The 22078-nt window shown below is 45.6% G+C and carries 19 protein-coding genes; 7 read left to right on the top strand and 12 right to left on the bottom strand.

Annotated features, from left to right (window positions below; translation table 11 throughout):
* Positions 1-129 carry a DUF2474 domain-containing protein gene (locus R7F64_RS11090; protein WP_005373267.1) on the top strand — a complete coding sequence of 43 codons (129 nt, stop codon included), beginning with the start codon at positions 1-3 and terminating at the stop codon, positions 127-129.
* Between the two features lie 47 nt (positions 130-176).
* Here R7F64_RS11090 and R7F64_RS11085 read toward each other — a convergent pair whose 3' ends face one another.
* Together R7F64_RS11085 and R7F64_RS11080 are read right to left on the bottom strand one after the other, a co-directional pair.
* Positions 177-941: a PhzF family phenazine biosynthesis protein gene (locus tag R7F64_RS11085; protein ID WP_213961566.1), complete on the bottom strand. Its 765-nt coding sequence runs from the start codon at positions 939-941 to the stop codon at positions 177-179.
* A 177-nt stretch (positions 942-1118) separates the two neighbouring features.
* Complete coding sequence (locus R7F64_RS11080) at positions 1119-2000, bottom strand: LysR family transcriptional regulator (RefSeq protein WP_158173446.1); 882 nt, start codon at positions 1998-2000, stop codon at positions 1119-1121.
* A 97-nt stretch (positions 2001-2097) separates the two neighbouring features.
* Here R7F64_RS11080 and budA point away from each other — a divergent pair, with 97 nt between their 5' ends.
* From budA to R7F64_RS11065, 3 genes are read left to right on the top strand one after another with little or no spacing between them, the layout of a single operon-like run.
* Positions 2098-2883 (top strand): acetolactate decarboxylase, encoded by a 786-nt coding sequence (budA, locus tag R7F64_RS11075; protein WP_318071687.1) that lies wholly within the window; start codon positions 2098-2100, stop codon positions 2881-2883.
* A gap of 29 nt (positions 2884-2912) precedes the next feature.
* On the top strand, positions 2913-4616 hold the full coding sequence (gene alsS, locus R7F64_RS11070) for an acetolactate synthase AlsS (protein WP_318071686.1): 1704 nt from the start codon (positions 2913-2915) through the stop codon (positions 4614-4616).
* On the top strand, positions 4613-5371 hold the full coding sequence (locus tag R7F64_RS11065; protein WP_318071685.1) for an SDR family oxidoreductase: 759 nt from the start codon (positions 4613-4615) through the stop codon (positions 5369-5371). Before alsS ends, R7F64_RS11065 begins: the two co-directional genes overlap by 4 nt.
* Before the next feature lie 288 nt (positions 5372-5659).
* Here the strand turns inward: R7F64_RS11065 and R7F64_RS11060 are convergent, their stop codons facing one another.
* The 9 genes from R7F64_RS11060 to R7F64_RS11020 all read right to left on the bottom strand — a co-directional run bounded on the left by R7F64_RS11060 (position 5660) and on the right by R7F64_RS11020 (position 16400).
* Positions 5660-6256 carry a methyltransferase domain-containing protein gene (locus R7F64_RS11060; protein ID WP_033906432.1) on the bottom strand — a complete coding sequence of 199 codons (597 nt, stop codon included), beginning with the start codon at positions 6254-6256 and terminating at the stop codon, positions 5660-5662.
* Between the two features lie 136 nt (positions 6257-6392).
* Positions 6393-7595: a phenylacetate--CoA ligase family protein gene (locus tag R7F64_RS11055; RefSeq protein ID WP_005382734.1), complete on the bottom strand. Its 1203-nt coding sequence runs from the start codon at positions 7593-7595 to the stop codon at positions 6393-6395.
* A gap of 9 nt (positions 7596-7604) precedes the next feature.
* Positions 7605-8426, bottom strand: a complete 822-nt coding sequence (locus R7F64_RS11050) for an ABC transporter ATP-binding protein (RefSeq protein WP_005373283.1) — start codon at positions 8424-8426, stop codon at positions 7605-7607.
* A gap of 80 nt (positions 8427-8506) precedes the next feature.
* The gene (locus tag R7F64_RS11045) at positions 8507-9751 is read right to left on the bottom strand and encodes an ABC transporter substrate-binding protein (protein ID WP_005373285.1); all 1245 of its coding nucleotides are present in this window, start codon (positions 9749-9751) and stop codon (positions 8507-8509) included.
* Positions 9752-9796: 45 nt separating this feature from the next.
* On the bottom strand, positions 9797-10864 hold the full coding sequence (locus R7F64_RS11040; protein ID WP_005382737.1) for a branched-chain amino acid ABC transporter permease: 1068 nt from the start codon (positions 10862-10864) through the stop codon (positions 9797-9799).
* An 11-nt stretch (positions 10865-10875) separates the two neighbouring features.
* Positions 10876-11769 carry a branched-chain amino acid ABC transporter permease gene (locus R7F64_RS11035; RefSeq protein ID WP_005373295.1) on the bottom strand — a complete coding sequence of 298 codons (894 nt, stop codon included), beginning with the start codon at positions 11767-11769 and terminating at the stop codon, positions 10876-10878.
* The gene (locus R7F64_RS11030) at positions 11769-13721 is read right to left on the bottom strand and encodes a long-chain fatty acid--CoA ligase (protein ID WP_318071684.1); all 1953 of its coding nucleotides are present in this window, start codon (positions 13719-13721) and stop codon (positions 11769-11771) included. The genes R7F64_RS11035 and R7F64_RS11030 overlap by 1 nt, the downstream gene beginning before the upstream one ends.
* On the bottom strand, positions 13721-14521 hold the full coding sequence (locus R7F64_RS11025; protein WP_005373297.1) for an ABC transporter ATP-binding protein: 801 nt from the start codon (positions 14519-14521) through the stop codon (positions 13721-13723). The genes R7F64_RS11030 and R7F64_RS11025 overlap by 1 nt, the downstream gene beginning before the upstream one ends.
* Before the next feature lie 241 nt (positions 14522-14762).
* Positions 14763-16400 (bottom strand): electron transfer flavoprotein-ubiquinone oxidoreductase, encoded by a 1638-nt coding sequence (locus tag R7F64_RS11020; RefSeq protein WP_262671654.1) that lies wholly within the window; start codon positions 16398-16400, stop codon positions 14763-14765.
* A 155-nt stretch (positions 16401-16555) separates the two neighbouring features.
* On the opposite strand from R7F64_RS11020, the gene R7F64_RS11015 reads away from it, so the two are divergent.
* The 3 genes from R7F64_RS11015 (at position 16556) to R7F64_RS11005 (ending at position 20349) form a co-directional block, all read left to right on the top strand.
* Positions 16556-17308: an electron transfer flavoprotein subunit beta/FixA family protein gene (locus R7F64_RS11015; RefSeq protein ID WP_042523555.1), complete on the top strand. Its 753-nt coding sequence runs from the start codon at positions 16556-16558 to the stop codon at positions 17306-17308.
* A complete protein-coding gene (locus R7F64_RS11010) occupies positions 17305-18231 on the top strand; it encodes an electron transfer flavoprotein subunit alpha/FixB family protein (RefSeq protein WP_239945278.1) in 927 nt (308 codons plus the stop codon). Before R7F64_RS11015 ends, R7F64_RS11010 begins: the two co-directional genes overlap by 4 nt.
* Positions 18232-18318: 87 nt before the next feature.
* The gene (locus R7F64_RS11005; protein WP_258475464.1) at positions 18319-20349 is read left to right on the top strand and encodes an acetoacetate--CoA ligase; all 2031 of its coding nucleotides are present in this window, start codon (positions 18319-18321) and stop codon (positions 20347-20349) included.
* A gap of 178 nt (positions 20350-20527) precedes the next feature.
* Here the strand turns inward: R7F64_RS11005 and R7F64_RS11000 are convergent, their stop codons facing one another.
* The gene (locus R7F64_RS11000; protein ID WP_318071683.1) at positions 20528-22078 is read right to left on the bottom strand and encodes an alpha-glucoside-specific PTS transporter subunit IIBC; all 1551 of its coding nucleotides are present in this window, start codon (positions 22076-22078) and stop codon (positions 20528-20530) included.

Raw genomic sequence — 22078 nt, 5'->3', positions numbered from 1 at the left:
ATGAAAATCAAAAATTGGTGCCGCCAATGGGCTTGGATGGTTGGAATATGGGTCGTTAGCGTCGCTGCATTAGGGTTAGTGTCTATGTTATTTCGCGTCATGATGACCGCTGCAGGGTTAAAATCTTAGCTCGGCACTTTTAAGTCAATAAAAAATGGGGACCTCTAGCTCTTGCGTTAGGAGCTAGAGGCGTTTACATTCACGTGTGCAGACAATACGATCGTAGATTCTGAACCACGAGCCACTTCAAAATAACCACCAGCACGAGATAGCTGACGAGCCGTCAATTTTTCTTTGCCCAGCTTTTCAAACCAATAAGGCGCTAATGAGCACTGAGCCGAGCCTGTGGCAAGATCTTCTGAAATACCGATTTTAGGTGCAAAGTAACGCAGCACATAGCCACTATCAGAGCTTTGAGCCGTCACGATGACCGCATGAAACTCATCAATTTTAATCAGCTCATCAAAGTTAGGTTGATAGCGAACAACATCATCTTCGGATTCGAGAACAACAACCAAATCACGCGTTGTAAAAGCATCTACGGGGTCATTGGAAAAGCCTGAAATACCCAAGGGGATGGCATGAGGCTTGGCTTGCCAACTTGGCATCACGATCCTGTACATTCCATCCAGTCCAGTAACGGTAATATGGCCATACTGGCTTTTTAGAATGACCTCATTCTGATGATAGTTGGAAATGATTGCAGCGCCTGCGCCCAAACTTCCGTGTCCGCATAGGTTTATCTCTCCTTCTAGGCTAAACCAGCGAATGTGGTAGTCACTGCCAGACTGAACCATAAATGATGTAACAGGTTGAGCGACCTGATGAGTGATTTGAAGTAATTCAGAATCACTCAGCCAGTGATTTAGTTCGACAACGCCACATGGGTTACCTTGAGCTAACTCATCACAAAATACATCATATATTTGTGCTTTAATCATCCGCCATCCTTACTGTTTAACCATGCATTAAATCAAGTTCCTCGTCATTATCATCTCGATGAAACGAGAGTTCAGCTATCAATTCAACTTGTTGTAGGTAATATATACGACAAAAGAATCGCAATCTTCAGTAAGTTTTGTTCGTTGGGTAGAATCGACTGGCTATATGACTCATCTTTAAGCCCCAACATGACCGATGTTCGTGGCTACTTTTAACGCTTGTTTATTGAGATTAGATGCCTCCCAAGCAACAACAACACGACTAGTGAGAGGGATATCATCAATCTCGGCGACTGTCGCGGAATCATCGAGATGTTCAGCCAGTGAGCGCGGAACGAGAGCGATACCTAACCCAGCCTGCGCCATGGCAATCGTCGTACGAAGTTGCGGTGCTGCGAACTGTGGTTCGAGCCTTACTCCTGCGTCGGCAAAAAGTGTGCTCATGCCATCAAACAATGCGGGTCCAGTCTCTCGTGGAAACAGTAAAATTTTATGGCCTCTCAACTGTTTCATCTGGATACAGGGATATTTTGCCAGTTCATGCCCCGCCGGAATCACCGCGACAAACGGGTCGTTAAACAACACCTTGTGCTCAAAAGGCTCACTGGCGTAACAGGGTAGCCGCATGATTGCGAGATCAAGTTGTTTGCTTTTTAACTGAGTGGCAAGCTCTGGCATTGACAGTTCCGCCGTCTGTAAATGAACCCCATTCTCTTGAATACGCCCAATCCTCTCCAATACCTTAATGCAGGTTGATGTTGACGTCGCGAACCCAATTTTAACCTGCGTATTTTCACCACGAGCAATCTGACGAGCTTTTGCTTTAGCGCGTTCCACATCAGCAAGAATATTTACCGCATCCGTATAAAAGACTTGCCCTGCATGGGTTAGCTCTACTCCTCTAGACAAGCGCTTAAATAGGTCCACACCAAGCTCATGCTCTAACTTTTTGATTTGTTGACTTAAAGGAGGTTGCGCAATCCCTAGCTGTTCAGCTGCTCGGGTAAAGTGACGAGTCTCGGCGACCGCGACAAAATACTTCAGGTAGCGAAATTCCATATATTTTCCATATCAAAATAAATCTTTTTTATATTGGATTTAGCACCGTGTAGAAGTCAATCTAAATATACTCTTCATTGCATAAATGGTCTTACTCATGCGTGGATTTTATAACCCTCTATGTGCTTGTTCGCTTGAAGTAGCGAAAGAATTTTCTGAATACCATCACGTTACCGGAGATGGTGAGATTTATCAGACTTCGTTAATGAGTGCTTTGATAGCTGGTGTTTACGAAGGCTCAACAACCATAGAAGAACTGCTGAAACATGGGGATTTTGGTTTAGGTACGTTCAATGAATTGGATGGTGAGTTGATTGCTTTTGATAAGGAAGTTTTTCAACTCAAGTCGGATGGCTCCGCAAACCCGGCAGACCTAGCGCAAAAAACGCCCTTTGCTGTCATGACTTTTTTTAAGCCTGATATCGAGCTGCCATTGACATCGCGCATGTCACGTCATGAAGTCCATAGCCTCATAGACGACCTGGTTCCAAGCGATAACCTATTTTGCGCAGTGCGCATTGATGGTGTTTTCGATTCAGTTCGTACTCGTACCGTACCTAAACAAACACGCCCTTATCGACCAATGCTTGAAGTGGTCAAAGAACAACCAACATTCCGCTTCACGCATAAGCAAGGCGTGGTCGCCGGCTTTCGCAGTCCTAAATATACGACTGGCATCAATGTACCCGGCTATCACGAACATTTTATTACCGATGACCGCCAAGGAGGTGGTCATATCCAGGATTACAGCATTTCGTCAGGATTTCTCCAGATTGGCAAAGTCTCACGGCTAGTGATTGATCCCCCAGTATCGACAGACTTCCTCAACGCCAATTTGGCTCCGGAAGATATAAATACCGCCATAGAAAAGGCGGAAAAGTAACAAAGTCAGGCAAATAATAAGGACAACAAATGCAATCCAAACCTTCAAATAAAAATGGAGCTCAGTTGATCGCTCAACAGCTAGAGTCTCTCGGCATTAAGTACATTTTCGGTATTCCCGGTGCAAAAATCGATCGACTGTTCGATGCGATTGAAGACACTAACATCCAAATGATTCCGGTACGCCACGAAGCTAACGGCGCATTTATGGCGGGTGTTATGGGAAGACTAACCGGCAAAGCAGGCGTCACGATGGTTACGTCAGGCCCTGGCTGTGGAAATCTAGTTACGGGGGTGGCAACAGCAAACTCCGAAGGCGATCCGCTGATAGCTATCGGTGGTGCGGTGAAACGAACTGACCAGCAAAAACAAACACACCAGAGCATGGATACCGTCAGTATTTTTCGCTCTATAACTAAGTTCAGTGCTGAAGTGCAGCATGTGGACGCCGCAAGCGAGATCATGGCGAACGCATTTCGTATCGCAGAGTCAGGTCGTCCTGGGGCTTGCTTTTTGAGTCTCCCTCAAGATGTTTTATCCGAGCAAACCCAAACGGACATTATTGTCCCCTCGCCTTACACACAGCCTGGTTGCGCAGACATCGCAGCAATCGAAGAAGCGGTCAGTCGAATCAGTAAAGCAAAGCGCTGTGTGGTTTTACTTGGCCTTCACGCGAGCCGCAGTCAAAACGCAGCTGCTATCGCTCGGTTTCTTCAAAATACGCAGCTACCCGTTGTCGGCACTTACCAGGCCGCCGGCACGGTAGACATCAATTACTATCATCACTTTGCTGGGCGTGTCGGTTTGTTTAATAACCAACCTGGCGATGTTTTACTGCGGGACGCCGATTTAATTCTCACCATCGGCTTTAGCCCAATAGAGTATGACCCTGAGCTTTGGAACAGCCACCGCAACCCAGTGATTCACCTCGATATTGAACCAGCAGAATACCAACTTAATTATCAGCCTTGTGTTGAAATCGTCGGAAACATTGCGCAGTCATTAGACAAGATGGGCAGCTATATCTCTGAATATGCTCGCCTTTCCCCAACGACACTTTCAGTACTGGAAGAGGTAGCACTGCAACGGCAAGTGATCAAGACCTATCCCAATGTCTATAACAAGCAAGGGTTTCATCCACTGGCGCTAATTAAAGCCATGCAATCTATCATCACACCAGATACCACGCTATGCCTTGATATGGGGAGCTTCCACATCTGGATCGCTCGTTACTTAAGCTGTTTTCGAGCTCGCCAAATGCTGGTGTCTAACGGCCAACAAACAATGGGCGTTGCACTACCATGGGCCATTGGTGCCAGCCTAATAAAACCTGGTAGCAAAGTGGTATCGATATCGGGAGACGGCGGTTTTATGCAATCGAGCATGGAGTTGGAAACCGCGGTTAGACTGAACTGCAATATCCTCCATATTGTGTGGGTTGATAACGCCTACAACATGGTAGAAATGCAAGAGATCAACAAATATCAGCGCTGCTCTGGTGTGAAATTTGGACCAATTGATTTCAAGGCGTACGCCGAATCATTTGGCGCGAAAGGCTTCGCAGTGACTAGTCAACACGAATTGCTACCGACATTGAATAAAGCCATGGACGTTGAAGGACCAGCAGTGGTGGCTATCCCCGTAGATTACAGCGACAACGACAAACTGATGTTGCCGCGCACCGAGAAAAATCAAGATCCCGTTTTTGTAAGTTTCGAAGGAGAGATCGCATGAGAGGATTAAAAAATAAAGTCGCACTCGTCACTGGTTCTGCCAATGGTATTGGTTTGGCCATCGCAAAACGTTTGTATGAAGAAGGCGCAAACGTCGCTCTTGCCGATTGGAATGAAGAGCAGTTGGCAAACGCCGTTGAGGGCTTTGATAAACAGCGTGTGTCTGCGCATTCCATTGATGTTTCTGAACCAGAAAAAGTCGCAGCACTGATTTCTGATGTTGTTACCCGTTTCGGTAAACTGGATATTTTAGTAAACAATGCTGGCGTACATGTCCCTGGTTCCGTGATTGAAGGTAGTGTGAAAGACTGGAAGAAGATCTCTGGTGTAAACATTGATGGTGTTGTTTATTGCGCGAAGTTTGCTTTGCCTGAACTCTTAAAAACGAAAGGTTGTATGGTAAATACCGCGTCCGTTTCCGGTTTGGGTGGTGACTGGGGTGCCGCATTCTATTGCGCGAGTAAAGGCGCAGTGGTGAACCTTACCCGAGCGATGGCATTGGACCATGGTGCGGATGGGGTAAGAATTAACGCAGTATGCCCAAGCTTAGTAAAAACCAACATGACGAACGGCTGGCCGCAGGAAATCCGCGATAAATTCAATGAGCGCATTGCGCTTGGCCGAGCAGCCGAACCTGAAGAAATTGCGTCTGTCGTGACTTTCTTGGCAAGTGATGACGCATCTTTCATTAATGGCGCAAACCTACCTGTAGACGGCGGTGCCACCGCATCAGATGGTCAACCTAAAATAGTATAAGCATGAAATAGACAGATCAGTAAGAGACGTTCTACTACCTTTCGGATCGATGCTGATCTGTCGCTTTACGCTCTGAGCACATAACCCGTGCCAGCAATAAACTCAACCACTCAACCGCTGTTAGAGATATCTCAACAACTTAAAACCAGCAACGAGAAATTAATTTTTCACACAAACCGACAAACTATGTGAGCATTCCATCAGGCATAGAGTGAAGACTTATATATCAGCGATTCACAAAGAACCAGAAAGTTTCCGCGAATACTTCTTCAAAAAGATTAAAAGCGACTAACACTTCTGCCACACCATCCATTGCTCTCTGCCTTTAAAAACCTCAACACTGTTTGCCACCACTGAGGACTTCACAAGTTCAAACGTGGGCTCTAGAAAAGCTGCCAACTCCCCACTTCGCAAACAAAATGGAGGGAAGCGTGATAGGTAATTATCATCAATGACGAAAAAACCAATTAGAAAACCTCCGCTTGGCAATAATTTATCCACCATCGAAAAGTATTCTGACCACATATCCCTCGGTAGTGCTGCGAGAAAGGCCCGCTCGTAAATGACATCAAACGAGTGAGAAAAATCGGCATTAAATACATCACCCAATACGACTTTATCTTTGTAGTTACCTAACGTTGATTGCGCCATTTTTACCGCTTCTTGGCTGTAATCCATCGCGATCACGTCATGCCCATATTGAATAAAAGTGCTCAGTTCATAAGCGGCACCACACCCAGGAATAAACACTGACTGGCCTACATGAAGTGAATTGTCGAGATAGTCCTTGAGTTCTTGAGGTGTCGATTGGGCATCCCAAGGCATAGTGCCTCGGATAAACAAATCATCCCAGAATTGTGTGTTAATCATTGGTGCCTGTTTCATTTACCCGCTCCCTGATTGCGGTAGTAAAAAATAAAGGGATACGCAGCGCAATGTGGTATCCCTTTTCTAGCCTTTTGTCTGACGTTGTTAATTTTTTATGACAACCACTTTCTACTGCACTTATGCCACCAATGAGTTAACTGCGAAGATCATTGATTAACGGCTGTTCCGCTTGGTTCGGTACAAACTGGACATTGCCTTTCAGTTTAGTGACAGACTGGAGTGTTGCTTGAATGTCCTCTGCTGATACATGCACATCATGACAACAGAAAGTAATGGCATCGTTGAAGCCATCGCGTTCAATTTTCAAGGAGCCTTTAATATCGTGGCGACGACAGACTTCTTGGATCTGATGCGGATAAACAAACAGCCCTTTTACTTTCACCGCGGAGTCTGCTCGTCCCATCCAGCCCTTAATTCGTGCATTCGTGCGTGAAGAATCAGAACTTGTCTCTAGGTATGCCGATAAATCTCCCGTTGCGTAGCGAATCAGCGGGAACTTCTCATCGAGCGACGTTACAACGACTTCACCGACTTCTCCCGGTTGTACAGGAACACCATCAGGATCAACGATTTCAACAATAATATCCTCGGCAATCACTAATCCTTGTTCACCAGACACTTGATAAGCAATCAAGCCAAGCTCTGCACTTGCGTAGGCTTGAAAGACTGCAATGCCTTTTTCCTCAAACATCTGTTGCATGTCTGCTGTAACCGCTTCACCAGAGACCAGAGCTTTCTCAAAGCTAGGCAGCTCATCGTATTTCTCTTGGTACTTTTGTAGCAACGTCAGCAAATAGGAAGGTGTACCAGTGTAACCATTAGGTTGAAGCTGTTTAATTGCCTCTATTTGCGCTTCGGTATTGCCTACCCCAGCCGGAAATACCGAACAGCCACAAGCCCTTGCGCCACCATCCATAATAAATCCGCCAGGAGAGAAATGGTAAGAGAGCGTGTTATGCACTAAATCACCCGCACAGAACCCAGCAGCGTGAAACGCGCGCCCCATACGCCAGAAATCGGCCTCATCCGTTTGAGCCTCATATAAAGGCCCAGGAGACTGAAAAACACGCGCCATTTGACCAATGGCAACGCTATTTAAGCCACCAAACGGCGGTTTAAGTTGCTGCTGATTAGGTACATTGAACTTACGTGTAATCGGGAACTGAGCAAGCCCTTCACGATTGTTTGCCAATGTAGGATCTAACTCAGAAAAATGCGCTGCGTAATGTTCGCTATTGGCTTTCGAATTCTCAATCAGCGCTGGCAAACGTTGAAACAGCGACTCTTCTCGCGCCTGTAGAGACAACGATTCTTTCGCATCAAATAGTTCGTTCATCCTTGCTCCTTACAACCAACGCTTACGACGTTTGTAAGATTTCAGATTCTTAAAGCTCTTGCGATCTTCATCGCCGCCGCCAAGGTAGAATTCTTTTACGTCTTCATTGTTTAGCAATTCGTGCTTGCTGCCATCTAGTACGATTTTGCCTGATTCCATGATGTAACCGTAATCGGCCGCTTGAAGAGCGAAGTTGGCATTCTGTTCAACCAAAAGCATGGTAATACCTTGCTCTTTGTTGATCTTGTTAATAATGCTGAATACTTCTTTAACTAGCAGTGGAGAAAGCCCCATAGACGGTTCGTCCAACAAAATCATCTTCGGTCGAGCCATTAAAGCTCGGCCAATCGCTAACATTTGTTGCTCACCGCCAGACAAATAGCCCGCCAGGCCAGTGCGCTCTTTGAGTCGCGGGAAATAGTCAAACACCATTTCGATGTCTTGTTCAACTTCGTTGTCAGTGCGTGTATAAGCGCCTAAGCGAAGATTTTCTATTACCGTCATATCTTCAACAATTCGGCGACCTTCCATAACTTGGAAGATGCCCGAACGGACGATCTCTTCCGGGCTTTTGTTGTCTATGCGCTCGCCCATGAAGTTGATTTCGCCGCGCGTTACTTCACCATCTTCGGTTTTCAATAGACCAGAAATGGCTTTCAACGTTGTGGATTTACCCGCACCGTTGGCCCCCAGTAAGGTCACAATCTGCCCTTTTGGAACTTCTAAACTCACACCGCGAAGCACTAGTATTACTTCGTCGTAGACGACTTCAATGTTGTTCACTGAAAGCAGTATTTCTGCCGGTTCGATATTCGTTGCTAATTCAGCCATCAAACTACTCCTTGCTAGGGTGAGAGTGTTCTCTCACCCATCTTTATTTTCTGTAGGCTTTGTTATTAATAAGTCGTAAATTAGTAACCTAGCCAATCGTCACGACGTGACAATGTCACCTGAGATACTTTCTTAATATCAACTGCGCCGCCATCGTTGTTGCCCATAAAGACGTTCACGGTTGTTGTGCCTCGGTGATCTTCCGGTTTCCAGTTCGCAGGGACACAAACACCTTCTAAGCCTTGTGGTACCCAGTTGTCATGGACATACATGCCCTTCTTGATGTTTTCACCTGTGATACCACCGTTGTCTTTCGCCCACTCCATCGCTTCTTTCATATAGAACGCAGAACAAATACCGCGAATGTAATGGTGAGTTCTGAATTCGCCCGGCTCTGATTCAGACTGCTTAGAAATCTCACGAACCAGCTTCATGCCTTCGTTATCGTCTCCCCAAAACGCCGTCATACCTGGGAAAACGTAATCTTTAAGGCCATCGCCTGCTGCTTCAAGCACTGGCTTGTCGCCGCCCCAAATGTTTGCCATGTACTGGAACTCTGTCCCAACCGTGTTACAAGACTTCACTAGTGAGATAACCGAGCTACCGATATTGGCAATGTAACCGTAGTTGGTGCCTGACTCTTTCAGCGACAAACATTGCGCTTTAAAGTCCCCTGGTTTTAGTGACACAACGACTGGGTTTTGCACATCAAAACCAAGCTCTTTGGCGTACTCTGCACACGCTTCTTTTGGCGCATTCGGGAATGGATGGTTATCGCCAATGTGCGTAAATTTCGGCGCACCTTGATTGCCCTTAGATTCCCAATCTTCTTTCGCCCACTTAACTAGCGCACGGCACGCATCTGAGTACGACGCACCATAAAAGAAGTTATAAGGCGCTGGTTTCGCGGTTTTTGGGTTTTTGCCAGTTGGGTCAGTTAAGTGACCAGAGTAAGAAGCAGAGAACACCGGCACTTTGTCTTTGGTAACAAACGAAATAAGTGCTTCGGTATCCGCCGTACCCCAGCCTTGCAGCGCAACCATGTCTTTACGCGCCACCCAACGTTTATAGTTAGAAATCGCCACTGGTACTTTGTACGCCATGTCTACTGTTTCAAATTCGAGCTCGGTACCGTTAATGCCACCGTTTTGGTTAATCCAACGCAATGCATCTCGCACGCCAGAACCATAAGGCTTGCTCACATAGGCAGTTGGTCCAGAAAAGTCGACTAATTGCCCGACAAACACAGAATCTTTTGCCCAAGTTGCGGTAGTAAACAGTGCAGATGACAGCACCAACGTTGTCGCTAAATGTCCTTTGTTCATAACTCGTTGTCCTTGTTATTGAGGTATATTCCACTTAATTCCACGTTAATATGAGAACGGATAGTGTTTCCAATATGCTCGAATCTGTTGCCAGCGATGCGATAATCCTTGAGGTTCGAAAATGAGGAACAGCATGATGACTAAACCAATCGCCATCTCTTTGAAGTAAGCCAGACCATCAGTGAAAGCGGTGGTATCACCAAACGCTGAAAGCCCCGTTACGCCAAACTCTAAAACTTCAGGTAGAAGTACGATAAATATCGTACCCATCAGCGTACCTTTGACTGAGCCTAAGCCACCAATGATGATCATGGCCAAAAACTGGATAGACATCATGATGGTGAAACCTTCTGCTGATACAAACCCTAGATAATGTCCGTAGAGTGCGCCCCCGATGCCTGCATAGAATGCACACACTCCAAATGAGAGCAGACGATACTTGGTTAGGTTGATGCCCATGATCTCTGCTGACAGATAGTGATCTCGTACTGAGACAAACGCGCGACCGTCACGAGAACGGATTAAGTTTGATGCCCACATATACATGAAGATCAGCGCAAACAGAGCGATGTAGAAGAAGCTTTCGTCAGTCGTAAACTCAAAGCCAAACAAATTAATTGGGTTCGCGCTTGCACCGTATGAGCCGCCACTGAACCAATCTGCGCGAGCAAAGAAGTCCTCTAGAATAAACTGCGCCGCCAACGTTGCGATAGCTAGGTATAAACCTTTAATTCGAGCCGCTGGCAGACCAAACAGCATCCCCACAATCATGGTTAAGTAACCCGCGAGCGGAATCGCAAACACGACTGGAATGTTAAACTGGTTATTTAGCCAAGCCGATGCAAAGGCGCCAAAGCCAAAGAACGCACCGTGACCTAGCGAGATTTGTCCGGTAAAACCAACCAAAATGTTTAAGCCCAATGCCGCGATACCGAGGTATGCAATCTGAATAAACAGGTTTAGGAAGTAAATATCCAAGACCAGCGGTGCTGCCAGCATGGCGATGACACCAGCAATCGCAAGGCTTCTGATGGTTTTGGTTTCAAAAATTGGCGTATCGCTTTTGTATGTGGTTCGAAAATCCCCACATGGGCGCATGCTAAGTTGAGCCATGTTATTTCTCCTTAAATACGCTCAATATCTTTGGTACCAAACAGGCCATATGGCTTGAAGGCAAGAATGATTAACAGCACATAGAATGGTGCGATGTTGTATAAGTTACCCACTTGCAGGTATTGGCTATCAAAAAACTCAGCCAAGTTTTCTAGCACCCCGATGGTAATACCACCGACAATTGCGCCGACTACCGAATCTAAGCCACCTAAAATAACGGCTGGGAAAACTTTGATACCAATAATGGATAGCGCGTCAGATACGCCGTTAACGATACCGATAACAATCCCTGCTGTTGCAGATACCATTGCCGAAATAGCCCAACTGATGGCGAACACTTTCTTGATGGAAATGCCAAGACTCTGGGCTACTTGCTGGTTGAATGCCGTTGCGCGCATTGCCAGACCCATTTTGCTGAATTTGAAGAACCAGTAGAACGCGCCCATGATGAGCATTGAGAAGATCAAGCTCAGAATGTAAGCAAACTCAACATTCAAACCTCCGATATTCACCACGTTGGTTTCGAACACTTGCGGGTACGAAACAGCCGAGACGCCGAATATCCACTTCATCAGCGCTTGGAAAAACATCGATAGACCGATGGTCACCATGATCACAGAGATAATCGGTTCACCAATCAACGGTCTGAGCACAATGGTTTGCACGGCGATACCAAAAATCATCATGAACGCGAGCGTGAGTAAAAAGCCTATAAAAAACGGTAACTGTAGGTGTACCAATGCCGCCCAACATACCCATGCGCCAATCAACAGGAACTCACCCTGAGCAAAGTTGACCACCTGGGTCGATTTGTAAATCAATACAAAGCACATGGCGACAACGCCATACAACATGCCAACGATCACGCCATTAATGACGAGTTGCAGTAATAAATCCGTATTCACTATGCGATCCTCCGTTGTTCGCTATCCACTAGTGTTGGCTCATGCTCAATAAGCGTTTCAATAACTAGCGACGTTTGAATGCGTGTTTTAGTGCCATCTTGATAAGTGATCACTGTATCGACATCGACTTTTGGATCGTCGCTGTAGATGGTTTCGATGATGTCTCCGTATTTCTCTGCAACCACACCACGGCGTACTTTACGTGTGCGAGTTAGCTCTCCATCGTCGGCATCCAACTCTTTGTAAAGTAGAATGAATTTACTGATCTTCTGTGCATCCGGTAGGGATTCGTTCACTTTTTGAACTTCTTCACGAATCGCTTGGTACACTTCTGGTTGAGCAGATAAGTTGGTGTAGTTGGTGAATGCCAAGCCGCGTTGCTCTGCCCACTTCGCGACGATCGCATAGCGAATACAGATGATGGCAGACAGCCAAGGTCGACCTTTACCTACCACCACGGCTTCTGCAATAAACGGCGAGAACTTGAGTTTGTTTTCGATAAACTGTGGCGAATAACGGTCGCCATGGCTGGTTTCCGACATATCTTTCAGACGATCAATCACCACCAAGTGACCGGAATCTTTAAAATAGCCCGCATCGCCTGTGTGCATCCAACCATCTTGAACATCTTCATCATATGCTGCTTGGTTGTTTAAGTAGCCAGTAAACATGCCTGTACTTTTCGCGATGATTTCACCAACGCCATTGCTGTCCGGGTTGATGACTTTCACATCTGCATTATCAAACGCAACACCAACGGAATCGTAATCCACATCATCCGCTTGGTGCACGGTGTATGCGCCACACATTTCGGTCTGACCATAAAGCTGCTTAAGTGGCACACCAATAGCTTGTAGGTAACGGAAAGTGTCAGGCCCCATCGCCGCGCCGCCCGTTGCAGCAGATGTTAGGTTCGAAAAGCCTAAACGGTCTCGCAAAGCACGCAAAAGAATCCATTCGGCGAGTTTAGAACGTTTGCCCTGCTCTAACGCTTTGTTGGCTAAGCTCATGCCCAGTTTGTACATCTTTTGCTTAAACGGTGTCGAATCCATCATTCGTGCAGACACGTCTGCCACAATGTTTTCCCACACTCGCGGCGCTAACAGCACAAAGTTTGGACCGATTTCACGCAAGTCGGACATCATGGTTTCTTGTTCTTCCACAAAGTTAACGATTTGACGAGAAATCAACGCCTGACCAACCACGTAAACCTGCTCCATAATCCAAGGCAAAGGCAGAACAGAAACGTAGTTGTCGCCTGGGGAACGAGGGTCTGCACGCAAGTAAGCCGCACAGTGATCCAAGAACGTGCCACTGTGTAGCTGAGCCAATTTTGGTTTAGAAGTCGTACCCGACGTTGTACAAAGAATTGAAAGATCGCTGCCTTTGGTTTCAACAACCATATTGAGATATTTGTCTGGGTCCGCTTTATCAATCAGCTGACCTTTTTTGTAGACCTGTTCAACATCAATCAATCTTGGATCATCGTATTTACGCATTCCACGAGGATCGCAGTAAATAATGTATTCAACGCTAGGAATTTCATCACCAAGCTCAAGCAGCTTGTCGCATTGCTCTTCATCTTCGGCAATCACGACTTTTGCTTTGGCATAGTTGATAAGGTACGCCACCTCTTCGTGCATAGAATCTTGATAGATGCCCAGCGAGAAACCTTTGATCGCATGTGCCGCTAACTCGCCCCATACCCATTCCGGGCGGTTATCACCTAGCAAACCAACGACATCTTGCTCACCAATACCTAAATCTTGTAGTGCCAGTGCCATCCACTTGACGCGGTTTTCATAATCCTTCCAAGTGAACTCTCGCCATATACCAAAGTCCTTTTCACGCATTGCGACTTGTTCGGGCCAGTTCTTGGCATTGTGTTGCAACACTTTTGGAAAGGTATCTAAGCGGGTTATATCTGCCCAATCATTATGTTGCTGTGCCATTATGCACTCTCCTCTAATGTCGGTAACTCTTCGCCTAAGTACGCTTGTTTCACATGTGGGTTGGCCATCACTTCTTCAGGCTCACCTGTAGCAATGTGTTTCCCGAAATCCAAAACCAAAACGCGATTAGAGATGTCCATGACCACGCCCATGTCGTGCTCAATCATGATGATCGTGATATCTAATTCTTCATTCAGATCCATGATGTAACGTGCCATGTCTTCCTTTTCTTCCAAGTTCATACCTGCCATTGGTTCATCAAGCAGCAGTAACTTAGGTTTTAAGGCAATGGCACGAGCAAGCTCTACACGCTTACGTAAGCCGTAAGATAGCGTGCCTGCAGTCGCTTTTCGGATGTGCTGGATTTCTAGAAAATCGATCACGTCTTCCACATATTTGCGGTGCGCCATCTCCTCTTTCTGAGCATTGGAGAACCAATAGAGTGGCCCCGTGACGAAGTTGTTTTTCAGTAGGTGGTGTCGGCCAACCATGATGTTGTCCAGTACCGACATATGAGAAAAGAGCGCTAAGTTTTGGAAGGTTCTTCCCAGCCCTAACTCAGCTCGTTGGCTAGGTGTCCGTTTAGTTACATCATCTCCAGCGAAGATTACAGAGCCTTTGTTTGGTGTGTATCGACCAGAGATGCAATTGAGCATTGAGGTTTTACCTGCACCGTTTGGACCAATGATTGAAAAGATTTCCTTTTCATTCACATGGAAGCTCACGTCAGTTAAAGCTTTCACCCCACCAAAAGCCAATGAAATATCGTTTACCTGCAACAGAGGCGATTCCGATACCATAGTTGATCTCCCTTTCGTTATTTAAGTGCGTTCCATTGAGCACTATTTGATCAAACCTAACTTTGATACTGGTAACCGCTTTTACACCTATGCATCAACTTTGTATTCAGTTTACGTAAACGTCAATTTAAAATCAGAATAGTGCCTGAAAGATTAAGTTGCAATCGAGTTCATCGAGAAAGATTTGAACTAACGCAAACTTTAAGTAAATAAATTGTTAATAAAAATTATTCTCAAACGCTTACATATTTGGATAGTTCGGACCACCACCACCTTCTGGTGGAGTCCAGGTAATATTTTGACTTGGATCTTTGATGTCGCAGGTCTTACAGTGGATACAGTTGGCCGCATTTATTTGAAGCTCTGGCTGCTGCTCCCCCTGTACGATTTCATACACGCCAGCCGGACAATAGCGCTGTGCTGGCTCTGCATATAATTCAAGGTTCTGCTCAATAGGAATCCGCTGGTTCTCCAGTCGTAAGTGGCATGGTTGATCTTCCTCATGGAAGATATTGGATAGATAAATAGAAGAGAGGCGATCGAAACTTAACACGCCATCAGGCTTCGGATAGACAATTTCATTGCTGTTTTCCGCCAATAACAGAGACTGATGATCAGGCTTATCACAGCGGATATGCCACTTAGCTTTGCCTTTTAATACGTTATGTTCCAGCAGCGCTAAACCACCGCCCAGCCACGATCCAAAGCGGTGAATACCACTTGAGAAGTTACGTGCTTGATAAAGCTCTTCATACAGCCAAGACTGTTTGAAATGCTTTTGATAATCAGCAGTAACTGACTGACTCTCAAGGGCTTCACATACTGCTTCAGCGGCAAGCATGCCAGATTTCATTGCGGTGTGTGTGCCTTTGATTTTAGCGCCGTTAAGTGTTCCTGCATCACAGCCAATTAACAAGCCACCAGCAAACTGCTGCGTGGGAAGCGAATGAAAGCCGCCCTTGGTGATCGCTCTCGCGCCATAGCTAATACGCTTCCCATTTTTGAGGTATTGCTCAATCAACGGGTGGTGTTTAAAACGTTGAAACTCATCAAATGGACTCAAGTGCGGATTCTTATAATTCAAGTCAACAATCAACCCGACGGCAACTTGGTTTCCCTCTAAATGGTAGAGATAACTGCCACCTGTAGCTTCATTTGATAACGGCCAACCTAATCCGTGCACTACTAAACCTTGCTGATGCTGCTCTGATGGGATTTCCCACAGCTCTTTAAAACCGATAGCGTAGTGTTGAGGCGTTTTCTCTTCAGCAAGATTAAATCGGTTAATCAACTGCTTACCAATATGCCCCCGTGCGCCTTCAGCAAATAAAGTAAACTTCGCTCGCAGTTCAATACCAGGTTCGAAATTTCCTTTTTGTTCACCATTTTTATCTAATCCCATATCGCCCGTGATCACGCCACAAACACGACTATCTTCATCGATGATCGCTTGACTGGCGGTAAAACCTGGGTAGACCTCCACCCCCAAGTTCTCAGCCTGCAACGCCATCCATCGGCATAGACTGCCCAAACTTATGATGTAATTACCTTTGTTATGTAACGTATTAGGCACCGCCCAAGAAGGCAGTTCATGACCATTGATGTCATTGCCTAGATAGTAGGTTTTATCTTGGTTTACTTTGGTATTGAGCGGAGCGCCTTTCTCTTCCCAGTCGGGAAAAAGCTCATCCAAACTCCGCGTTTCAAACACCGCACCCGATAAAATATGCGCTCCAACTTCAGAACCTTTTTCTACCACGCAAACAGAGAGGTCTTGTTTTTTTTCTGCTGCTAATTGTTTGATTCGGCATGCCGCAGACAAACCTGCGGGACCAGCGCCTACAATCAGAACATCAAATTCCATGCAGTCTCTTTCCATGATTGCATTCCTTTTTCTTTGCATGTTGCCAACTTGTTAATCAACAATATATTTAAAGTTGACGCAAACGTAAAGGTAAATTAACATCATTTTAAAGACGTCATCACATCGTCTTCACTGTAAACACATAGTCTTCACTGTAAAAGGAATCTAACGTGAAAATACTAGTGCCAATCAAAAGGGTCATTGATCCCTACGTTAAAGTTCGCGTGAAAGCGGACCATAGCGATGTTGAAACCAATAACGTCAAGATGACGATTAATCCATTTTGCGAAATAGCCGTTGAAGAAGCCGTACGACTAAAGGAGCAAGGTATTGCAGATGAAGTCATCGTTGTCAGTGCTGGCGGTAGCCAGTGTCAGGAGCAACTACGTACCGCGCTTGCATTAGGCGCCGATCGCGCTATTCATGTCGATACTGAAGACAAAATAGAGCCATTAGTTGTTGCTAAGCTGCTCAAAGCTCTAGTTGAGCAAGAACAAGCACAGCTTGTGATTACGGGTAAACAATCCATTGATACGGACAACAACCAAGTGGCTCAGATGCTGGCCGCCCTACTTGACTGGCCTCAAGCAACTTTCGCTTCCGACGTGAAGATTGAAGATCAAAAAGTTCAGGTCGTGAGAGAAGTGGACGGCGGCTTGATGACGGTCGCGATGAACTTACCTGCGGTGATCAGTACTGACTTACGCCTGAATGAACCGCGTTTTGCCTCTTTGCCTAATATCATGAAAGCTAAGCGCAAGCCGTTAGATACCATCACACCTGACAGTCTGGGTGTTGAAGTGGTATTTAGCCAAACCATTCAAGAAATCACACCGCCAGCGCAAAGAAAAGGTGGCATCAAGGTTGAATCTGTCTCAGAGCTTCTCGATAAGCTGCGTAACGAAGCGAAGGTGATTTCATGAAGAACTTAATCATAGCAGAGCATGACAATAACCAATTGCATGCGGACACACTCAAAGTGGTTAATGCAGCAAAACAAGTCAGCCAAGACAATGTTTTGATCGTAGTGGGCCACCAGTGTGAAGAAGTCGCTCAGCAAGCTTGTCGCGTTGATGGTATATCAAACGTAATTTGTGTCGATGATGAGCAACTTAAGCATCAATTTGCCGAGAGTATCGCACCTATTGTAGTGAGTATTGCTGAAGGTTTTGACGCAATCTGGGCTAGCTCATCATCAAAAGGGAAAGATCTTGCACCGCGAGTAGCAGCGAGGTTCGGCGTTGGGCAAATTTCCGATATTGTCCAAGTTATCGATGAAAACACTTTTATCCGCCCTATTTACGCGGGAAACGCATTTGCCAAAGTGACCACCAGCGACAAGGTTCGCGTCATCACCGTGCGCGCGTCTGCGTTTGAGCCGGTTACTTGTCACAACCAAGCTGATATTAAGCATCAGCAGGTCACTATCTCAGCTCCAATGGTTGAATTGGTTTCTGTCGATAAAACCGTGTCAGAACGTCCTGAATTAAGCGCGGCAGAGGTGGTAGTGTCAGGTGGACGCGGGGTCGGTAGCAAAGAGAACTTCGCGTTGATCGAACAAGTGGCCGATAAACTAGGTGCTGCCATTGGCGCTTCTCGCGCGGCGGTTGATGCCGGGTTTGTTGCCAACGACTTACAAGTGGGTCAAACCGGTAAAATCGTTGCACCTAAGCTTTATATAGCGGTTGGGATTTCCGGTGCCATCCAGCATCTTGCAGGAATGAAGGAATCCAAAGTGATTGTCGCGATCAACAAAGATCCAGAATCTCCTATCTTTGAAGTTGCCGACTATGGATTGGTTGGCGATTTATTTGAGGTACTACCTCAGCTTGCCGAACAACTTTAAACGATCAGATAAGGGGCGAACACTGCTATGTTCGCCCCTTTATTTTGTTTTTGGTCATATTCAAAAGAATTGAAATTAGAGGGACCTATGCCAAATTCTGCACCTATTTGGTCACCATCTGCTGAGCGCGTCAGCAATAGCAACTTATTACGGTTCATCGAAAAGGTTAATAAAGACAAAGCCGAAGGTACCGTAATCAACAATTACACGTTTCTACACAAGTGGTCCATTGAGCACAATGATGAATTTTGGCGACATACTTGGCAGTTTTGCAACGTAATCGGAGATATAGGTTCGCAAATCAAGAGCCTTGGCAGTCCCAAATGGACACAAACAGGTTCTAATCATCATCATGTAAATAGAGACACAGTATGGTTTGCTGACGCCACGCTGAACTACGCAGAGAACCTCCTATCTCAGGCTGAACAATCACCAGAGCGTGAGTTTATTGTTTTTAGCAATGAAAGCGGTGAACACCGACAACTCACCGGTAAACAGTTGCTTGAACAAGTTTCTGCCATTCAACAATGGCTACTCAATTGTGGTGTCGGTAAAGGCGATGTCGTTGCGGGTTATTTGCCCTACCTTCCTGAAACCGTTATTGCCATGCTGGCCACCACCAGTCTTGGTGCCATTTGGACTTCAACCTCTCCTGATTTTGGTATCGATAGCGTCGTAGAGCGTTTTGGTCAGGTCAAACCGAAAGTTCTTTTTTGCTGTGATGGCTACCAGTTCGGAGGCAAAGCTTTCGATATGACGGACAAGAACACCACTCTTAGTAGTAAGTTAAGCAGTGCCTCCGAAGAGACTACTATTAGCGTATGCCAAATCGAATATTTACAAAACGCTGAGAGTGCTAGCACTTCTGAGTTTGTTTCTTGGTCCGATATTACTCACCACTTTTCTCCACAATCAATTCAATATCAATCAGTGCTGTTTAATGACCCGTTATTCATTTTGTATTCTTCTGGTACAACAGGTCAACCTAAGTGTATTGTCCATTCCGCAGGCGGTACCTTGCTCAATCACCTCAAAGAACATCAACTGCATTGCGACATCAAATCGCAAGACAAGGTTTTCTACTACACAACATGTGGTTGGATGATGTGGAACTGGCATGTTTCCGCTCTTGCGAGTGGTGCAGCCTTAGTGATTTACGACGGTAGTCCGGTTTACCCTGATCACTCCGTCTTATGGCAATTAGCAGAAGAACATAGCGTGTCGCTGTTTGGTACTTCAGCGAAATACTTAGAAGCACTGGAACAGGCAAACTGCTCTCCAAAACTAGAACATAACCTGAAGTCACTCAAAACTCTTTGCTCAACTGGTTCGGTGCTTTACCCAGAACAATTTAGTTATGTCTATCAGCACATCAAGCAGGACTTGCATCTCGCTTCTATTGCTGGCGGCACGGATATTTGCGGATGCTTTGTACTGGGAAACCCTATCTCACCAGTTTACAAAGGTGAATGCCAAGGCGCAGGGCTGGGAATCGACGTGCGTGTTTTGGACGACGAGGGAAAAACCATTACACAGCAACGCGGCGAACTAACTTGCAATAACTCACTACCTAACTTCCCTATTGGCTTCTGGCACGACAACGGCGAACGCTATCACAACGCTTATTGGAGCAAGTTTACCGATATCTGGCACCATGGCGACGATGTGATGCAAACCGAACATGGCGGCTTCATTTTTTATGGCCGTAGTGACGCAACCTTAAATCCAGGCGGCGTACGCATCGGTACCGCTGAAATCTATCAGCAAGTGAACGCGTTACCCGAGGTTGAAGACTCCATCGCTGTCGGCAAGTTAAACCAGCAGTCTGAAGAAATCTGGTTACTAGTAAAACTCGCTCACAACGTCGAGTTAACCCAACAACTCACCGATTCAATTCGCCAAACATTGAAAACAAAATGTTCACCGCGCCATGTCCCACGACAAATTTTTGCCATCAGTGATATTCCTAAAACGCGCTCAGGCAAATTGGTTGAGCTAGCAGTGAAACAATTGGTAAACGGACAAGCTGTAAAAAACATTGGTGCTATTGCTAACCCAGAAGTGCTGGAAGAAATTAAAACGCTTTTCAACATAGAAAGTGGCGCCACTGTCAATTAGAGACTCAACAAGTCTTCCAACAATACAGACGGGTATAACCTAACTGTATTTTTAGCTCGCTCGATAACTCCTCCCCACTTTCGTGGAAACTGCGCGAAATATGCTTCATGTACACAAAAAAGGTGAGATAATTATATCTCACCTTTGAGCCATATGAGCTGGAGCATTAGTTTGGGGGTTAAGCTTTTATCAGTTGGCTCATATCTTCGCGAACTTGTGGCACCGTTAAACCAACGATGATTTGAAGGCTCTCTTGATTTCTAACAATATTCACCGCTCCGTGCTGTGTGAAAAATGCGTTCTCCTTTACAAGAGAGACATCTTTAACTTTAACACGCAGACGCGTCGCGCAATTAGTTAACAATTCAATGTTTTCTTTTCCACCCAAACCTTCAATAAAGGCACTAGCTTGTGACGAACTTGCGCTACTGTTATGGACCGCTTTCGCTTCTTTGTAGTCAGCTTTGGAATACAACTTACTATCTGCACCTTCACGTCCCGGAGTAAGTATGTTGTATTTTAAAATAAGCGCGCGAAACGTAACAAAGTAAACACCAGTAAACATGAGACCAATAATAATCTGAATCACGTATGTTCCTGCATGGTTACCAGCCAAAGGCAACCAGTTTTGGAAAATGAAGTCTATCAAGCCAGTCTGAAAGTTACCGGAAACACCAAACATAAAGGCGATCGTTGCCATTGTCGCAGATAACAACGCATGCAAAGCAAACAGCGCAGGTGCGATAAATAAGAATGTAAACTCTATTGGTTCGGTGATCCCTGTAAGAATTGCTGTGATTGCGGCTCCGAGCACTAACCCCATCACCATCTTTTTATTTTCTTTTTTCGCAACTGAATAGAGTGCTAGTGCGATACCCGTACAACCAAACACTTTACCCATTCCCGTCAACATCAAACCACCCTGAGGAAATTGTGTCGTTAAACTTTCCGAGCTCTGGGCGAATGTCTGTATATTTTGAATCCAATAGGCAACCGTTCCGCCATCGACTGCAACTGGCCCATAAAAAACGGGACCATATACGAAATGATGCAACCCCGTTGGTATCATGATTCGCTCTAAAAACGTAAATAGCCATACCCCTAACGATCCAGCAGAAACCAAAAATGATTGCAGATTATTAATACCATGCTGAATACTTGGCCAAGTCAAACAAGTTAGAATTGCCATCACGACCATAATTGGGAAGCTAATGATCACAACCAATGGCGTTCCGCCAAATACAGCCGCCCAATCCGGTAGCTTTTTATCAAAGAATCGGTTGTGAACCCAAACAGAGAGACTTGCAATTAAAATCGCACCTAGCAAGTTGGTATCAAGCGTTAGAATGCCACCAACTTCAGTCAAACCTCGCTCACCTTCCGTATAGTTAACGCCCAGTTCTGGCCCCCAAAATTGAAGGATTCCACCAATAACGTAGTTATACGTAATGTAGGAAACAAGTGTTGCAAGTACAGCGCGACCAGATGCTTTTTTAGCTAAAGCGATAGGTAACCCAACGGCAAAAATAAGTGCCATATTTTTAAATACAGCGAGTGATGCCTGTAAAATGATCGTCGAGACTTTAACCCAAGCACTCCCCTCTAGTGCCCAAGGAAACACTTCTTGATTTAACAGCACAACAGAGAAACCCAATAACATGCCCGCTGCTGGAAATAATAGAACGGGAACAAACATCGCGGCCCCGAACCTTTGAATAATGTCTTTCAT

The sequence above is a fragment of the Vibrio sp. Vb1980 genome, assembly GCF_033338615.1.
GTDB classification, from domain to species: Bacteria; Pseudomonadota; Gammaproteobacteria; order Enterobacterales; family Vibrionaceae; genus Vibrio; species Vibrio alginolyticus.
This window is presented reverse-complemented; position numbering and strand designations above follow the sequence as displayed.

Excerpts from the sequence above, each read along its gene's own strand:
- R7F64_RS11090 (WP_005373267.1), top strand. The coding sequence starts at position 1 with ATGAAAATCAAAAATTGGTGCCGCCAATGGGCTTGGATGGTTGGAATA.
- R7F64_RS11085 (WP_213961566.1), bottom strand. The coding sequence starts at position 941 with ATGATTAAAGCACAAATATATGATGTATTTTGTGATGAGTTAGCTCAA.
- R7F64_RS11080 (WP_158173446.1), bottom strand. The coding sequence starts at position 2,000 with ATGGAATTTCGCTACCTGAAGTATTTTGTCGCGGTCGCCGAGACTCGT.
- budA (WP_318071687.1), top strand. The coding sequence starts at position 2,098 with ATGCGTGGATTTTATAACCCTCTATGTGCTTGTTCGCTTGAAGTAGCG.
- alsS (WP_318071686.1), top strand. The coding sequence starts at position 2,913 with ATGCAATCCAAACCTTCAAATAAAAATGGAGCTCAGTTGATCGCTCAA.
- R7F64_RS11065 (WP_318071685.1), top strand. The coding sequence starts at position 4,613 with ATGAGAGGATTAAAAAATAAAGTCGCACTCGTCACTGGTTCTGCCAAT.
- R7F64_RS11060 (WP_033906432.1), bottom strand. The coding sequence starts at position 6,256 with ATGAAACAGGCACCAATGATTAACACACAATTCTGGGATGATTTGTTT.
- R7F64_RS11055 (WP_005382734.1), bottom strand. The coding sequence starts at position 7,595 with ATGAACGAACTATTTGATGCGAAAGAATCGTTGTCTCTACAGGCGCGA.
- R7F64_RS11050 (WP_005373283.1), bottom strand. The coding sequence starts at position 8,426 with ATGGCTGAATTAGCAACGAATATCGAACCGGCAGAAATACTGCTTTCA.
- R7F64_RS11045 (WP_005373285.1), bottom strand. The coding sequence starts at position 9,751 with ATGAACAAAGGACATTTAGCGACAACGTTGGTGCTGTCATCTGCACTG.
- R7F64_RS11040 (WP_005382737.1), bottom strand. The coding sequence starts at position 10,864 with ATGGCTCAACTTAGCATGCGCCCATGTGGGGATTTTCGAACCACATAC.
- R7F64_RS11030 (WP_318071684.1), bottom strand. The coding sequence starts at position 13,721 with ATGGCACAGCAACATAATGATTGGGCAGATATAACCCGCTTAGATACC.
- R7F64_RS11025 (WP_005373297.1), bottom strand. The coding sequence starts at position 14,521 with ATGGTATCGGAATCGCCTCTGTTGCAGGTAAACGATATTTCATTGGCT.
- R7F64_RS11020 (WP_262671654.1), bottom strand. The coding sequence starts at position 16,400 with ATGGAAAGAGACTGCATGGAATTTGATGTTCTGATTGTAGGCGCTGGT.
- R7F64_RS11010 (WP_239945278.1), top strand. The coding sequence starts at position 17,305 with ATGAAGAACTTAATCATAGCAGAGCATGACAATAACCAATTGCATGCG.
- R7F64_RS11005 (WP_258475464.1), top strand. The coding sequence starts at position 18,319 with ATGCCAAATTCTGCACCTATTTGGTCACCATCTGCTGAGCGCGTCAGC.
- R7F64_RS11000 (WP_318071683.1), bottom strand. The coding sequence starts at position 22,078 with ATGAAAGACATTATTCAAAGGTTCGGGGCCGCGATGTTTGTTCCCGTT.